Origin of the sequence: Acetobacter orientalis (assembly GCF_000963965.1) — a bacterium.
GTDB classification, from domain to species: Bacteria; Pseudomonadota; Alphaproteobacteria; order Acetobacterales; family Acetobacteraceae; genus Acetobacter; species Acetobacter orientalis.
The window spans coordinates 24,665-40,413 of the sequence record NZ_BAMX01000019.1; the positions used below are offsets into that span (position 1 = coordinate 24,665).

The 15,749-nt window shown below is 53.3% G+C and carries 16 protein-coding genes; 4 read left to right on the plus strand and 12 right to left on the minus strand.

Annotated features, from left to right (window positions below):
- Positions 1 to 55: 55 nt before the first annotated feature.
- Positions 56 to 364 carry an STN domain-containing protein gene (locus tag Abor_RS08270; protein ID WP_052946399.1) on the minus strand — a complete coding sequence of 103 codons (309 nt, stop codon included), beginning with the start codon at positions 362 to 364 and terminating at the stop codon, positions 56 to 58.
- Positions 365 to 472: 108 nt separating this feature from the next.
- Positions 473 to 1,408, minus strand: coding sequence for a LysR family transcriptional regulator (locus tag Abor_RS08275; protein ID WP_048841393.1), 936 nt, complete (start codon positions 1,406 to 1,408; stop codon positions 473 to 475).
- Positions 1,409 to 1,538: 130 nt separating this feature from the next.
- Between Abor_RS08275 and budA the strand changes: the two genes are divergently transcribed.
- The 4 genes from budA to Abor_RS08295 all read left to right on the plus strand — a co-directional run bounded on the left by budA (position 1,539) and on the right by Abor_RS08295 (position 5,579).
- Positions 1,539 to 2,309: an acetolactate decarboxylase gene (budA, locus tag Abor_RS08280; RefSeq protein ID WP_306297623.1), complete on the plus strand. Its 771-nt coding sequence runs from the start codon at positions 1,539 to 1,541 to the stop codon at positions 2,307 to 2,309.
- A gap of 551 nt (positions 2,310 to 2,860) precedes the next feature.
- Positions 2,861 to 3,604: a (Fe-S)-binding protein gene (locus Abor_RS08285; RefSeq protein WP_048841410.1), complete on the plus strand. Its 744-nt coding sequence runs from the start codon at positions 2,861 to 2,863 to the stop codon at positions 3,602 to 3,604.
- Complete coding sequence (locus Abor_RS08290) at positions 3,601 to 4,995, plus strand: lactate utilization protein B (RefSeq protein WP_048841394.1); 1,395 nt, start codon at positions 3,601 to 3,603, stop codon at positions 4,993 to 4,995. The genes Abor_RS08285 and Abor_RS08290 overlap by 4 nt, the downstream gene beginning before the upstream one ends.
- A complete protein-coding gene (locus tag Abor_RS08295) occupies positions 4,992 to 5,579 on the plus strand; it encodes a LutC/YkgG family protein (RefSeq protein ID WP_048841395.1) in 588 nt (195 codons plus the stop codon). Before Abor_RS08290 ends, Abor_RS08295 begins: the two co-directional genes overlap by 4 nt.
- Before the next feature lie 98 nt (positions 5,580 to 5,677).
- Here Abor_RS08295 and Abor_RS08300 read toward each other — a convergent pair whose 3' ends face one another.
- From Abor_RS08300 to Abor_RS08345, 10 genes are all read right to left on the minus strand, one after another.
- Positions 5,678 to 6,751: a hypothetical protein gene (locus Abor_RS08300; protein ID WP_048841396.1), complete on the minus strand. Its 1,074-nt coding sequence runs from the start codon at positions 6,749 to 6,751 to the stop codon at positions 5,678 to 5,680.
- Positions 6,752 to 6,927: 176 nt separating this feature from the next.
- Entirely contained in the window at positions 6,928 to 8,190 is a 1,263-nt protein-coding gene (gene murA, locus Abor_RS08305; protein WP_048841397.1) for a UDP-N-acetylglucosamine 1-carboxyvinyltransferase, read from the minus strand.
- A 9-nt stretch (positions 8,191 to 8,199) separates the two neighbouring features.
- Positions 8,200 to 8,754: a dCTP deaminase gene (dcd, locus tag Abor_RS08310; protein WP_048841398.1), complete on the minus strand. Its 555-nt coding sequence runs from the start codon at positions 8,752 to 8,754 to the stop codon at positions 8,200 to 8,202.
- Positions 8,745 to 8,963: a hypothetical protein gene (locus Abor_RS08315; RefSeq protein ID WP_048841399.1), complete on the minus strand. Its 219-nt coding sequence runs from the start codon at positions 8,961 to 8,963 to the stop codon at positions 8,745 to 8,747. Before Abor_RS08315 ends, dcd begins: the two co-directional genes overlap by 10 nt.
- A 151-nt stretch (positions 8,964 to 9,114) precedes the next feature.
- Positions 9,115 to 10,773 carry a carbohydrate porin gene (locus tag Abor_RS08320; protein WP_048841411.1) on the minus strand — a complete coding sequence of 553 codons (1,659 nt, stop codon included), beginning with the start codon at positions 10,771 to 10,773 and terminating at the stop codon, positions 9,115 to 9,117.
- A 183-nt stretch (positions 10,774 to 10,956) separates the two neighbouring features.
- Positions 10,957 to 11,145 carry a hypothetical protein gene (locus tag Abor_RS08325; RefSeq protein WP_126621174.1) on the minus strand — a complete coding sequence of 63 codons (189 nt, stop codon included), beginning with the start codon at positions 11,143 to 11,145 and terminating at the stop codon, positions 10,957 to 10,959.
- Between the two features lie 159 nt (positions 11,146 to 11,304).
- The gene (gene hpnK, locus Abor_RS08330; RefSeq protein WP_048841401.1) at positions 11,305 to 12,162 is read right to left on the minus strand and encodes a hopanoid biosynthesis-associated protein HpnK; all 858 of its coding nucleotides are present in this window, start codon (positions 12,160 to 12,162) and stop codon (positions 11,305 to 11,307) included.
- Positions 12,163 to 12,221: 59 nt separating this feature from the next.
- The gene (hpnJ, locus tag Abor_RS08335; RefSeq protein ID WP_048841402.1) at positions 12,222 to 13,646 is read right to left on the minus strand and encodes a hopanoid biosynthesis associated radical SAM protein HpnJ; all 1,425 of its coding nucleotides are present in this window, start codon (positions 13,644 to 13,646) and stop codon (positions 12,222 to 12,224) included.
- A 105-nt stretch (positions 13,647 to 13,751) separates the two neighbouring features.
- The gene (gene hpnI / locus Abor_RS08340) at positions 13,752 to 14,915 is read right to left on the minus strand and encodes a bacteriohopanetetrol glucosamine biosynthesis glycosyltransferase HpnI (protein WP_048841403.1); all 1,164 of its coding nucleotides are present in this window, start codon (positions 14,913 to 14,915) and stop codon (positions 13,752 to 13,754) included.
- Positions 14,916 to 14,991: 76 nt separating this feature from the next.
- Positions 14,992 to 15,651 (minus strand): ABC transporter substrate-binding protein, encoded by a 660-nt coding sequence (locus tag Abor_RS08345; RefSeq protein ID WP_232015176.1) that lies wholly within the window; start codon positions 15,649 to 15,651, stop codon positions 14,992 to 14,994.
- Positions 15,652 to 15,749 lie beyond the last annotated feature (98 nt).

Genomic DNA, 15,749 nt, shown 5'->3' on the forward strand with positions numbered 1-15,749 from the left:
GACACAGGCTAAGCATGCCTTGGTGTAAAGGGGGCTGGTAGGCAGTTTAGTGTGCTTATCTGGCCTGAATTTTCATGCCATTGTCTGTTCTGGAGCCTTTAAGGCCCGTGCCGTGTAAAATATGTGCCAGAGCTTGTTTGGGCTTGTAAGAGCCGTGCACTTTATGGGCTTGCTGGTTTTGCAGCAGAGCCGGGTCTACTTCTACAAAACAGCCAGATTTATGAGAGAAGTCTTGCAACGCCTGATCTAGCCTTTGCTGGGGGTAGTCGTAGCGCACCGCACTGGGTTTACAGGTTTTGCTGTCTGCACAAGCCGAAAGGAGCAGCGCAGCACCAAGAAGGCAGAGTTTTGAACGGGTCAGCATAGTGTCTCTCTTAAACAATGTATAAGGGCATGAAAAAACAAGGCACGCTAAGTGCTTGCACAGTATCGGATACTGTAAGAGAGATGAGGAGTGCTTGTTTTGCACCCCTCAGTATTCAGCGGCAGGAAACTGTTCTTCTGGGCTGAGTTTTTCCCATTTACGGCAATGCGTGCGCAGTATTTTTACAAACTTGCTGACAATAGGCGTATTTTGCCCCGCACGTATGGCCACAGCCAGTGTAGCGCGTGGAGCGGGGTCGCTAATAGTATGGAAAGTTACCCCCCCTGCATGAATTTGGCATAAGGAGCGCGGTACGACAGATACGCCAAAGCCCGCAGCAACCAGCGGCACTGTACCGGCAATTTGGGGGGCTTGCTGCCCAAGTTTTGGGGTCACGCCTGCCATTTGGTAAGCTGATAAAATGGCATCATGAAAGCCCGGCCCCAGCTCACGCGGAAAGATGATCAGAGGTTCATCAGCCACCATATCAAGGCGAATAACAGGTTCGTTTGTGAGCCGGTGGCCGCGCGGTAGGGCAATTACTGTGGGTTCATCAAGCAAATGCGATACAGACAGGCGGGCGGGGTCGGGTACTGGTGGGCGTATAATGGCAATATCGGTGCTGGTTTCATGCAAGGCTGCGCACAGGGCGGGGGTGTTGCTCTCTTCCATAGACAGCGTGACATCTGGCGCAATGTCTCGGAATGCTCTGATAGCAAGCGGAATAACCGGTAAAAGTGGTACAGCTCCTGCTAGGCCCAGCCGAATATGCCCAACCTCACCGCGTGCCATGCCCTCGGCTGTGAGCATAAACTGGTGCTGTAGCTCTAATATGGCGCGGGCGCGGGGCATGAGGGTTGCGCCAATTTCAGTTAAGGTGACACCACGTGTCTGGCGTTCAAAAAGCTGTACACCAAGTTTTTGCTCTAGCTGGCGTATTTGCTGGCTAAGGGGCGGCTGCTCCATACCCAGCTCTTCGGCTGCACGGGTAATGCTGCCTTTGTCGCCCACGGTTACAAAATAACGCAAATGCCGGATATCCATGCGCCTATATGTAAAGAGTATGGGTTAGTTATTCAATATATATTGGCTGACTGGCTGGGCCTGTCATAACATGGCAGCCCACAGTGCAGACCAGCGAAAGTAGAAAACGGTGCGTGGTATCAAAACAGGCTTGTTAAGAGATGTTGAGACACGCCCCCGTATTGCAGGCGATGCCTTTAAAAGTAAGCCCGTAGCCAACCGCCTGTACCAGACCTCTACCATGGCAGCCCTGCTCGATGCTGTGTATGATGGCGAAACCACGCTGGATGAGTTGCTCCAGCACGGTAATTTTGGCCTTGGCACCTTTAACGCCCTAGATGGCGAGATGATTGTGACCAACGGCGTGGCCCGCCAGTTTAGGGCTGAAGGTGTAGCGGCACAGGCCCCCGGCAGCCTAAAAACACCCTTTGCGTGTGTTACGTATTTTGAGCCTGAGCAGTGCTTCAATATTGACCGCCCCCTTGGTAAAGAAGGTTTTGAAGCCGAAGTTGACCGGCTGGTGGGTAACCCCAACCTGTTTGCCGCCGTGCGCTTTACCGGCCAGTTTGAGCGGGTAGAAACACGCACCGTTTTTTGCCAATGCCAGCCTTACCCCCATATGCTGGAAGTGGTTAAAAAGCAGCCCACATTCAGCATGGAGTCTGTAAACGGCACCATGATTGGCTTTCGTACCCCGGCTTATATGCAAGGGGTAAACGTAGCGGGTTACCATGTGCATTTTTTAACCGAAGACTGCGCCCGTGGCGGCCATGTAACAGACTATAAAGTAACCCGTGGGCAGCTAGAGGTTGCCACTATTGCAGACCTTGATATTCGCTTGCCGCGCACGCAGCAATTTGCCCAAGCCAACCTCAACCCAGAGCATTTGCACGATGCTATTATGGAAGCCGAAGGCGGCTAACACCTAGTTTGTAACCCTTGCACAAAAAGGGTGGCAGCCTTTGTAAATTGGCATGCGCTTTTCCTGTTTCCCTTTTACGGATTTTTGTTATAACAAAAATAGAAACGTAAGCTCAAAGCGGTCGTCTTGTGCCGTCAAGAGGGCTTACCGCACCGTAAAAGGAGCATAAGAGCGACCTTATCAGACGCCCCCTCTGATTTCGCAGCTTTACTCCAACAGTAACCCTTTACGGTGGTTGCTGTTGTGTTGCCTGGTTTATGCAGGCCCGCCTTGCTGTTCTCTCAAAAGTGATGTGCTGTGCTGGGTTCTGTTAAAGAACGTGCAGGCCTAAACGCTTTTTTAGATAAGCTCTTATGCGTATCAGACAAAACTTATTAGCCCGACCATAGGCAAAGTACAGAGAGCAGGCGCAGGGCATGCGCTTTTGCTCTTCGTGCTGCATGTGGTCAAAAATGCCCCCGCCAGTGAGGTCTGCTTTGCCTCCGGTGGTTCCCCATCTGTTAAAACCATGAGTGGTGCTGCCCCGTTTTGCACCCCAACCGGAGGCCTTAATGAAAATCGGTTTGTTTATTCCGTGTTATATTGATGCATTCTACCCCAACACTGGCATTGCAACGCTCGAACTGCTGGAAAAACTGGGCCAAGACGTAGACTACCCCATGAACCAGACCTGCTGTGGCCAGCCTATGGCAAACTCGGGTTGTAACTCTGACGCGGCTGCGGCTGAGGCCTTGTTTGTGAAAAACTTTGCCAAATACGATGCCATTGTTATGCCGTCTGGCAGTTGCACCCACCATGTGCGGGATAATTTTGACGCTATTCCGCAAACGGATGAAGTTAAACATGTGCGTGCCCATACCTACGAACTGGTAGAGTTTTTGCACGATATTTTAAAAGTGGAAGACTTTCCGTGGGCGGAATTTCCGCACAAAGTGGGGCTGCATAATAGTTGCGGCACGTTGCGTGCGCTGCGCACGGCCAGCATGTCTGAGCTAGGCGAGCCGTTTTTCTCTAAACCAATGGATTTGTTGAAGAAAGTTAAAGGTATTTCTTTTGCAACGCCAAAACGCCCAGATGAATGCTGTGGTTTTGGTGGCACCTTTTCGGTAACAGAAGAAGCTGTTTCGGCCCGTATGGGTTACGACAAAGTGCGCGACCACCATGAAGCGGGGGCCGAGTACATTGTGTCTGCCGATACGTCTTGCATGATGCACCAGCAGGGCTGTGCAGAACGGAATGGTGTGCCTATCCGCTTTATCCATATTGCAGAAATTCTGAACGGAGCACGGGCATGAAAGTAAAACGCGTAAACCATGCCAAAGCCGCAGAAGAGTTTTTGGAAGATGCCCCGCACCTGACGTTTCATGACGAACGCCTGTGGGACATGCGCCAAAAACGTGACCAGCAGATGCATATTTTGCCTGAATGGCAAGACCTGCGCAGCCGTGCGTCTGAAATTAAAGAACACACCTTGGCTAACCTGCCCGAATATTTGGAGCAGTTTGAAGCGAACGCCAAGAAAAACGGCATTCATGTGCATTGGGCGGCCGATGCTGCCGAGCACAACCGTATTGTTGGCGAAATTCTGGAAAGGCACGGCTCAAAGTCGCTTATCAAGAGCAAGTCCATGGTCACGGAAGAATGTGACATGCGCAGCTACCTTGAGCCACGTGGCGTAACGGTGACAGAAACCGACCTTGGTGAGCGTATTCAGCAGCTTGATGGCCAGATGCCAAGCCATATTGTGGTGCCAGCCGTGCATAAGCTGGTGCCCGATGTTGCCAAAATTTTTGCCAAAAATTACAACACAGACCCCAACGACAACAGCCCCCAGTCTTTGGCTGAAGCGCAGCGTATGGCTGCCCGCCCAGTTATTTTGGCAGCCGATGCGGGCATGACCGGTGGTAATTTTCTGGTGGCAGAAACCGGCACCTTTGTGGTGTGCACCAACGAAGGCAACGCAGACCTAAGCTCTACCGTGCCAAACCTGCATATTGCTACACTGGGTATAGAGCGCATTGTGCCCCGTATGGCAGATATGGGTGTGTTTATACGCCTGCTGTCGCGGAGTGCGCTTGGCTCTCCTATTACCCAGTACACGACGCATTTCCGTGGCCCACAAAAGGGCGGGGAAATGCACGTTATTTTGGTAGATAACGGCCGCTCTGCCCGTTTGGGTATGGAAGAGTTCTGGACATCTCTTAAGTGCATTCGCTGCGGTGCGTGTATGAACACCTGCCCAGTGTACCGCCGTTCTGGCGGGCTGTCTTATGGTGCTGTGTATTCTGGGCCAATTGGGGCAATTATTGACCCCACCTTTAACGAACGCAAATACAGCGCTCTACCATTTGCCTCTACCATGAATGGCAGCTGCACAAATGTGTGCCCGGTTAAAATTAATATTCATGAGCAGCTTTATAAATGGCGACGTGTGCTGGCCGAGCACCACGAGCTACCGTTTGTAAAACGCGAAATTATGCACATGGCGGGCCGCCTCATGGGCCAGCCAACACTGTACCGTACGGCCATTAACGGCACAGAGGTGGCCCTAAGCACCTTGCCACGTTTTGTGCTGTATAACTGGTTAAACCCTTGGGGTAAGCACCGCGAGCTGCCGCACCCGGTCAAGCAGACTTTCCATAGCTGGTACAAGGAAAACCGCCTGAAAAAGGGGAAAGCACAATGAGTTCGCGTGATAAAGTTCTGGCTACTTTGCGGGCTAACCGCCCAGACCCGGCAGCCCACCCGCTCCCCCCTGTTGCTGTTTTGGGGGACATGGATAAAGGGCGTGAGCGTTTTGAAAACGCTCTCCAGCTTTTGGGCGGGCAAATATTGCTCCGTCAGGAAGGCGATACTCTGGCAACTGCCATTGCCCGCCGCTTTCCCGATGCAAAAATTATTTGCTCTGCTGTGCCAGATTTTGAAGGCACCCTTCGTATTGAAGATGTGGCCAGCCCCCAACAGGCTGCCGCAACAGATGTGCTGGTTGTGCGCTCCCCCTTTGGTATTGCCGAAATGGGGTCTATCTTTTTGAGTGAGGCACAACTGAACAGCCTGAACTCAGCCGCGCATTTAACCCAGCATATTGTTGTTATTTTGTCTGAAGATAACCTGACAGCAAATATGCACACTGCGTATCTGGAGCGGCCAGAGTTTCATACCGCCAATTATGGGGTTCTTATGACCGGCCCTTCTGCCACGGCAGATATTCAAGGTGTGCTTATCCGTGGTGCACAGGGTGTAAGAACGCTGTCTGTCTGGTGGGAGTAAACTCTCCCCTGTTTGCCAGCATAGGTTAGCGCCTGCGCGTGCTACCCTATAGCGTTTTAAAGGGGGCCTTGAGTGCCCCCTTTTTTTATGGTGTGGCGCTACTTGCTAATAGGAATAGTGACAATAGCACCGGGGTTTTTGGTGGTTTTGGACAGCTCAAGCAAAATTTGCAGCATGGTAAAGGCCAGCTTGCTGTCAAAATCGTCTTTGGCAATCCAGTAATAGCGTTTTTCGTAGCGAATAGAGACAAAGGGGGCTTTGGGCTGCTCTTCATCGACCCGAATAGTGACCACCGGTTTGGTCTCGCGCCCAACAAGAGAAACACGGGGTAGGGTCTGGCCAGAGGTAATGTCTGTTTTTGGCACTTCAATCTGGTAAGCAATTTGGCCCAGCACACCTAGCATGGTGCGGGTAAGCAGCCTTATTTGCCCCGGTGCAGGTTTGCCTGCGCCATACACAACCTCAACGCGTTCATCGTTTTGTTGCATATTGAAAAAGTGCCGTGTTTCAAAAACTGTTTCTGCCAGGAGCGGGTCACTGGTTGACGAAATGGTAAGGAACACGCGGTCAAAAGAAGGCGTTTTACCCGGTATTTCTTGGCTATGTTCAAGCTGGATACCCAATAAACCCGCAACTTGCAGGAGCCGTAAGTCGTGAATGAGTTCAAAAAATTCGGGTGAACCACGGCCAACATTGCCACCAATAGCCCCGGCATTGCTGATCATGTTGACAGATTGCACCGCAAGCCTGAACAGCACATCAATAGGGAGGCCACCCATAGCAAGGGGCAGCAGACTACCCGGCGGTAAGGGGCGTAAAAAACTTTGGGCGTAAGCGTCGCCCGTTACAGGCTGAAAGGTAAAAGTGGGGCTTTCTTGTAGTTGGGCGCCTACGCCGCCATAGGGCCGTACATAGCCTGTATCTGTGCCCACACCTACAGACACAGAGCGTTGCAACTGGTAGCCAGAAATAAGTTGAGTGGTGTCTAAAAAGCCCGGCGTATCACCATAGCGCAGGCGTACAACATTAAGCAGGGTTTGCCGTTTGCTCGACTCAATCAAGGCGCGGGAATAGTCGTTTTGGTCTTGGTCTAGCCGTACAGACCCAACATTGTAACAACTGCTTAGCAGCATGAGGGCAGTGTAAAAAACTGGTTTTAAAAATCCACGCATGCGGGGCGACTTGCTTCTCTGTGTTAGAGGCGGGCGTAAGGGACGGGCATGTGGGTAGCAGGTTGGGTAAAGCCTAGCGTGCGGGGGCAGGGTTTGCCAACCCGTGTAGGCTACCAAAAGGCCAAAGGCTGGTTTGGGGCCGTTTAACCCTCAAACCAGCAGGCTTTATGTGTGGTTTAGTCTTTAACGCGCTCAATAGCAGCACCACAGGCTGCCAGTTTGCGTTCTACTGCTTCATACCCACGGTCTAGGTGGTAGACGCGGCTTAAAATTGTCTCTCCGTGGGCGGCAAGACCTGCAATGATAAGAGAGAAAGAGGCCCGCAGGTCTGTGGCCATAACGGGTGCGCCAGAAAGGCCATGCACACCACGAATAATGGCAGAAGACCCGTGTACGTTAATACGCGCCCCCATGCGGTTAAGCTCGGGCACATGCATGAAACGGTTTTCAAAAATGGTTTCCGTAATCATGGACGCCCCTTCGGCCACAGAGAGCAGCGCCATAAACTGGGCCTGCATATCTGTTGGAAAACCGGGGTAAGGCTCGGTCATGATATCGACCCCGCGCAACGCGCCTGTGCGGCGCACGCGCATGGCGTCTCCTTCTTGTGTGACCTCAACCCCGGCTTCTTCAAACGCGCGCACAACAGCGCCCAAATGCTCTATTTGGCCACCAATAAGGCGTAGGTCACCACCGGTAATGGCGGCAGCACAGGCGTAGGTGCCGCATTCAATACGGTCAGACATAATGCGGTGTTGTGCGCCGTGCAGGGCCTCAACCCCATCAATCATGATATGGCCGGAGCCTGCGCCGGTAATTTTGGCGCCCATGGCGTTCAGGCAGTTTGCCAGATCAACCATTTCAGGTTCGCGCGCGGCATTGACTATTTCTGTGCGGCCTTTAGCGAGGGTGGCGGCCATCATCAGGTTTTCTGTTGCCCCGACAGAGGCAAACGGCAGCACAATGCGCTCACCCACCAGCCCATTAGGTGCGCGGGCATTAATATAGCCGTTTTCGAGTGTAATTTTGGCCCCGAGTGTTTCCAGCCCTTTAAGGTGCAGGTCTACCGGGCGGGTGCCAATAGCGCAGCCACCGGGCAAAGACACGCGGGCTTCGCGGCAGCGAGCTAGCAACGGGCCAAGCACCAAAATAGAGGCCCGCATTTTGGACACAATGTCGTAAGGGGCTTCTGTGCTGGTAATATCCCCCCCTACAGACAGGGTGGTTTTATCACCATTAACGGCTTCAGCGCTTAGGCCATGCTGGGTAAGCAGGGCGCGCATTGTTGCAATATCGGCAATATGCGGCACGTTTGTAAGCACAAGGCGCTCAGAGGTAAGCAGGCCAGCAACAAGCAGCTTAAGTCCTGCGTTTTTAGCCCCACCAATGGTAATTTCACCGTGGAGAGGCCGCCCGCCCCGAATAATAAATTTGTCCATTAGTCTCGCTTACATGCGGGGGGTGGTAACGCCGTTTTGGCCCATATACTTGCCTGCGCGGTCTGCGTAGCTGGTCTCGCACGGGCTGTCGCCTTTAAAGAACAGAAACTGGCAAATACCTTCATTGGCATAAATGCGGGCAGGCAGCGGTGTGGTGTTGCTAATTTCAATTGTGACTTGGCCTTCCCACTCTGGTTCAAGCGGGGTGACATTCACAATAATACCGCACCGTGCATAGGTAGATTTGCCAAGGCACACCACCAGCACATCACGCGGGATACGGAAATACTCAATCGTATGGGCCAGCACAAAGCTGTTGGGCGGAATAATGCACTCATCAGCCTTGCGAGACACAAAGCCATCGGGTGAGAAATTTTTGGGGTCTACAATGGCGTTGTTAACGTCCGTAAAAATACGGAAGTCATCTGCTACGCGAGCATCGTAACCGTAAGAAGACAACCCGTAGGAAATGACGCCTTCACGCTTTTGAGACTCGACAAACGGTTCGATCATACCGTGATCGGTTGCCATTTGACGGATCCAGGTATCGGGCATCACGGGCATGGTGGGGTGTCTCCGTTGTTATCTGTGGTCAGGGCTGTGGGTGCCTGCGCGTCTGCCTCCTGCTCCTGCCGGGTGCGGGCCTGCTGTTTACGGCGGCGCAGGTTGGCGCGTAGGGCAGCAGCCTGCCGGGCGGCGCGCTCGGCCTGTGCTTTTGCGGTTTTGTCAGACAGGTTGGTGCCCGAAGGGGAGTGTGAAGGCGTGTCAGTCATGCCAGCGTCTAATAAGGGTGGATAGTCTTGCTTTGGTTGAGTAGCAGAGCAGGCCCGCTATGCCTAGGGCTGCGGGCTTGCCTGCTGAGCGTAATAAGCAAAGATGTTAGGCCATAGCCCGACCACGCAAGGTGGGCGGGCTGCCGGTTATTTACAGGTTGGCAATAAGCTTAAGCCCAATAATGGCTGCATCTTTAATATGGTGCGTCTCACCGGGGTGAATCATGTACTGAAACGAGGGCTGTATAAGCAGGCCGGGTGCAGCATCTATCGCGTAATAGGACTCGATAACGTGTGAGTTGTCTTGCACGCCATGCACACCTGCACCCAAAGGCAGCCCGGCATCTTGGGCAATAAGTTGGCTTTCGCGGCGGCGGCGGCTGACATGGTACCAAGAATAGAGCGCGCCAAAGCGGTCTGTCAGGCGGCCGGGAATAAGCCCCACAAACGAAAACCCACCATAGGCTTGGTCAGACAGGTTAACCACGCGGGGGGTAACATGCACATAACCGGCCATCAGGTAGCCACCGGCCATCATGTTACGGCCACCCAAGCGGTAAACCATTTGGTCTGCTTCAAGCCAGAACATATCAGATGGGGCAGAGCGCCTGCCTGGTATTGTAGCTGCCACTTTAGCGGGTAGGGACGACGCCACTTTATCAGCATAGCGCGTGGTGTCGTGCGCGTAGCCAATAACATAGTGGCCGGGTAGGCGGTTGCGGGTCAAAAAAGGCTGCCATGTGAACTCAACCGGCAAAGACAGACCGGTAGTGTTCTCCGCCCCCCAAGACCAGCCACTTGGGTTGTCTGTTAAGGCACTGACAGAGTAGGCGCCAACCTGCAAGGCAGTGTCTCTGGTAGGGCGTAGGCGCACGCGGGCCCCCCATGTTGCTTTGGGGTACACGCTAAAGCCGGGGTTTTGTTTAAGCGCTACAGGTGCAGAGCACGTGACCATGAAGGAGCACAACAGGGGCGATGTGGCAAACACATGGGTAAGCGACATGCGGCCAAAAATAACGTCTAGTTTGTTATGGAGCGTGCGCTTTTCTGCATACAAATCAACCAGATGAGCGGCCACGTTGCCAGAGAGAGAGTAAACCTCTTGCATGGCAATATAGTTTTCGCCCAAGCGGCCACTTTGCAGGGCTTTACCGGCGCGCTCCATAACCAGCGCATGCACAGACCAGCCTTTAAGGCGGGCCATGCGCTCTAGGTCAAAAATACCTTGCAGGGTGAGCTCGTGTACATAGCTAACCCCTTTTTTCAAGCCCCCTGTGGCAACGCCCATGGCCTCGCCTTTGTAGGTGAAAGAAAAGGTAAAGCCGCGGTCGTGCATCCATGCCCGTGGTTTGTTGAGAAAAGGCACAAGGTGGCCAGTACCAGCGGTGGGTACGTAGTATGGGTCGTTCATATCCATACGGCGCAGGGCATCAAGGCGGGGGGGCAAAAGGCCGGAGGGGCCTTCCCAATTGGTGAGCGCATCAAGTTCTAGCGTATGTGCAGCACCTTGTTCCTCACCCGCTGGGGCATAAGAGGGTACGCTCATGGTGGCGTAACCCGGAGAGGGCAAAATAGGCACACCGCTTGGCGGAATAGGCGTATTGCTCGGCCGCTTAATGGCAGATGGGTCTGGCCCTAAGCTGCCAGCATCTAACTGCCCGGTATTAAGGGGGCGTATAGCGGCTGTTGGGTTAGGGCGTGCTTTGCTGGCTGGGCTTACGATGGAATCTGTAACCGGCGCCACAGATTTTTCAAGCGAAACGGGGGCTGCATAACCGGCGTGGGTATAGGCGCCAGACCACAAAGCCATAGCGGCAAGGGCTACAAAGCCTTTATCTCGCGTTTTGTCTGGGTGCTTAGAAAAACACGACGTCGTGCGCCGCTTTGTGCGGCGTTCTTGTGACTGTCTCATGGGGCAGCTCTTTTTTGAAAAATGGGGGGTCGTAAAACGGTTCAGGCGGGCCAGTAAAACCCAGACACAGCAAGGGCTGCTTTATGCAAAACCTTGCCATACAGGGTTAAACACGAACCGAGGGGGCACTGCAGATGTGCCCACAAACACGACAGCGGCTTTTGTCTTAAAAGCCGGAAAAAACACGACAGCACCAGATGCCACAGGCGCGGCCAGAGCCGCACTGTGGGAGGGAGAGAGCAAGGCTGTAGAGCAGAAAGACTGTTTCATTTTAAGGCGAGACCATTTCTTTATTATTTTGTGGTCAGGCAGAAATTTGAAACAGAAAGGGCGCTAGGCGTCAACGCAACTTTTGCAGTTATAACACAAATAAAGATGTTTTGATAATATTGTTACCCAAAGCTATGCATATTTAAAATGTTATAACAACTAGCTATGTGTTGGCTGAATATCTTGCCAGCTTGATAGAACAGCATGCGCATGGTGCAGCACGGCTTTAAAGCCCGATGAGCACAGGGCTTCAAATTCTGCCTCGTGTTCGTAAGTGGGCATGAGTTTTTGCAGCAAAGCGTTTTTTTGCGTGGCGGGATGGAAATAAATTTCGGACACACCTTCGGGCAGGTGTGCGGCTAGGGCTGCAACCCGGTCTGGTGTCATGTGCCCGCTCCATGCCAACCCAAAGCACCAGTCATTTGTTACCATACCGGCAGAGCGAATTTGGTGGCGGAGCAAGCGTGTCCAGTACCGCAAGGCGGCATCGCCGAGCGTGTCTGTATAGGTACCTGCCGCCAGAAGGGGTTCTATTGGCTCAAACGGGGTACGAATGGCGCGCAGGCCATAGGGGCGGCCAACATCAATCATCATGCGGGCAACTGTTGGGTGCAGGTGCATGTGTTTGTGGGCATTAGCGTGGTCTAGCACTAAGCCAGTACGTTTGAAGGCTTCAAATTGAGCTGTAATTTCTGAGCGTAATTCAGCACGGCCTTCAGGGCGAAAGAAGTAATCAACCCCAAGCCCAAGTTGTGAAGAGGAAAACCAGCCATCGGGTTGGGTAATAAGCGGTAGCTGTAGGTGGGGTAGTACAGAGGCCCCTTCAATAACCACCAAATGCAACCCAACCTTAAGGGTGGGCAGGCGTTTTGCACGCTCAATGGCATCGTCTACCGCAGGGCCAGCCACCATAAGGCTGGCAGTTGAAAGCACGCCATCGCGGTGTGCAATCTCTATAGCTTCATTGACTTCAACAGAAAGGCCGAAATCATCAGCCGAGATAATGGCGCGTTTCATAAGCAAAATTTCAGCCTGCTTTCTGTAGCGTAAAGCCTAGAAAGCAGGCGGTAAAAGCGTTAGGCCGCGTTACGGTCACGAAGGAAGTGGAAGAACTCAACCCCTTCACGCAGGCGGCGTTTCATCATCTGGGGTGAGCGCACCATTTCGCTCACGATGGAAGCAATTTTAGGCGCACGGAAGTAGAATTTTTTATAGAATTCTTCAACGCTGTTGAAAATTTCCGTGTGTGACAGGTGCGGGTAGTGCAGCGGTGCCATCTGCACGCCGTTTTCGTCAATCAGCTCAGCATTGCTTTCGTCCAGCCAGCCGTTTTCGGTAGCCTGCTTGTGCAGCGCTGTGCCGGGGTATGGCGCGGCCAGAGAAACCTGCAAAGTGTGCGGGTTGATTTCTTTGGCGAAGTTGATGGTTTCCTGAATGGTTTCCTTCGTTTCGCCCGGCAGGCCGAGAATGAAGGTGCCGTGAATTTTAATGCCAAGTTCATGGCAGTTTTTGGTGAATTCACGGGCTACTTCTACGCGCATGCCCTTTTTAATGTTGTGCAGAATCTGCTGGTTACCGCTTTCGTAACCAACCAGCAGCAGGCGCAGGCCGTTGTCACGCAGTACCTTTAGGGTTTCGCGCGGTACGTTGGCTTTTGCGTTGCAAGACCACGTAACACCCAGTTTGCCTAGTTCACGTGCAATGGCTTCTGCGCGGGGCAGGTCATCGGTGAAGGTGTCATCATCAAAGAAGAATTCTTTGACCTGCGGGAAGTATTGTTTTGCCAACCGAATTTCGGCAGCCACATGTTCTGGGCTACGGGTACGGTAGCGGTGGCCGCCAACGGTCTGCGGCCACAGGCAGAAGGTGCAGCGAGACTTACAGCCACGGCCCGTATAAATAGAAATATAGGGGTGCATCAGGTAACCAATGAAGTAGTCTTCAATCTTCAGGTCACGCTTGTATACTTCGGTCACGAAGGGCAGGCTGTCCATGTCTTCAATCATGGCGCGGTCGCGGTTGGTGATAATTTCACCGTCTTTGTTGCGCCATGTAATGCCGTCTACATCTTTGAAATCGCGGCCTTCAGCGATTTCTTTAATGGTGTAGTCAAATTCGTTGCGGGCCACGAAGTCAATCGGTGGGCCTTTCAGCAGGCTTTCTTCTGGCTGAACAGCAACTTTAGCACCAACCATCCCGATAATCAGTTTTGGGTTGGTGTCTTTGAGCATCTGGGCAACCTGCACGTCTTTCGCGAAAGACGGGGTAGAGGTGTGCAGAATAACCAGATCGCGGTTTTTTACGTCTTCTAGAATCGGCTCCATACCCATACGGGCAGGGGGGGCGTCAATTAAACGGCTACCTTCAACCATAGCAGCGGGTTGTGCCAGCCATGTCGGGTACCAGAAAGATTTGATTTCGCGCTTGGCTTGGTAACGGGAGCCTGCGCCACCATCAAAACCATCAAAAGACGGGGGTTGCAGAAAAAGGGTTCTCATCATGGGAGTATGTCCTGACAAGGCTGGGAGGTGTTTTTGAGAAGACTCAAAGAATTTGTTGGGAAGGCATTACCCCTGAGAGCGGCCTGAGACAAGCCGTATCACTCATCAGGGGGATAATTGCTTGCTGACAGGGGGGGTAACAGTATGGGGGGCCACGTGCATGGTTTGGCCGCGCCAGTCTACCCGTGTGCCACTGGCGCTGCCCACCATAATGGCAGCAGACAGCCAGTCCCGCATAGGCAGCAGGAGCAGCGGCCATACAGGGCGTGAGCCAACCGTGCGGTCAATAATAAAGGCCGTAATGGCCCGAACGCCCCACACCGTACCAAAAAGCAGGTATGCCCACAGAGCATGAGGCTGGAACACTACCGCCAGTGCGGCCCAGAACAAGGGTAACTGGATAGAAGAGGCAGCATAGCCTGCGGGTGCTAGCGCACAAACGGTGCGGCCCCAGCGTAGCTCGTGCAAAAGCAGGTCAGAGGCTGTGTTTTCGGCAACGGTTGTCCAGGTTAGGGTGTCGGCTATCGTAATGTCGTAGCCATGTTGGCGTACCAACCTGCCCAACACGGCATCATCAGCGACATGTGGCAGCAGAGCTTCAAGACCGCCGACTGTCTCTAGCATGCTGCGGGTTAGGGCCATGGTCGCCCCCAAACAGTCTTGGCGACCAAGATAGCGCGAGAGAATAACACCGGGCAGGAAGCAATGGTTAATCTGCCCGGCAGCCATCATACGCACAAAGCTGGGGGTGGCTGGCAACCCGGCATATAGCGTGGTGACAAGCCCTGTACCCGGTTTGTGCAGCGCACTGACGATATGGCGCAGGTAATCGGGGCTGACGTGAATATCAGAATCGGAAATAACCAGTATGTCATGCTGGGCAAACGGCAGCATGTTAAGCAAATTACTGATTTTGCGGTTTAACCCATGCACCGCAGGGTTAACCACCACGTCTATAGTAAGATGTGGGTGGCGCTCTTGCAGCCGCTTTACGCTGTCTATGGCTGGGTCGTCACGCTCGCGCACACCAAACACAAGCTGCATGTTTGGGTAGTCTTGGGTGCAGAAACTCTCGAGAGCTTCTTCAAGCAACGGTTCGGAACCGTAAAGCGGTTTAAGAACCGTAACAGGCGGGAGGGGTTTAAGTGTAACAGGGCGGCGCTCTCGCATATGAAAGCGCCGCAAAAGGGCTGCACCTGCAAAAGATTGAAGGCAACCACACGCTGCAACAGCAGCACTTACATAAGCCAAAACAGGGAAGACGGACATTACAGAGTAGCCGCTTTCTGGCCCTTGGCCGGGCTATTGGTCTGTCCGTTTTGTGTCACGACTCGTGTATCCTGCCTCAATCGTTAGAGAATGCTTTGACCTTGCGTTCCAGCACGGTGATCAGGCCAGATACACCGCCAGAGGCGAGGGTGGAACGAAAATCTGACCGCTGGGCGGCAGCCTGGCTAATACGAGACTCTGCCAACAGCACGTCTGTAATACGCCAGCCAGAAGCCCCTTGGTGCATAATGTAGCTAACCGGAGTGCCGGGCATGCTGTCATCTGAGCCAATGAAGGTGTTGACGATTTTGTTGCCACCAACGGGTGAGTTTTCAACGGTAGGGGTAATGGTAAAGCGTGCGCCAGCACCGGGTTTGAAGCTGGAAACGTAGCGCGCAATGGTAAAATCACGGAATGCGGCAAGCAGCTTCTGTTTATCGTCTGCCGCAATAGCCTGATAGCGTGTGCCAATAGAGGCAGCCAGTACGGCATCAAGGTCAAACGCTTGGTCAACCGCAGCGCCTGCAATTTTTGCCCGCTCATCAAAGCTCGCGTGCGAGGTCTGAATTTTGCCTAAAGCGGCATAAAGCTGCTGAACGGGCGCACTTACGGCGTTAGCCGGTGCGGTTTGTGCCAGTGCCGCTGGAGCGAGCACGCTCTGCCCAGCAGTAGGGAGAAGAGCCATGCCCAGACCAAGCATAAGCCCTGCGCGAAGAGAGATGCGTTTCATGCTCATGATTTTGTTCCCGTTGAGCGGTTTTGCAAGTTCACTGAAAGCATGTCTCCGATGCCCAGCGCGCTGAGAGCGGTTTGTACGATGTGGGGTGCGGTAAG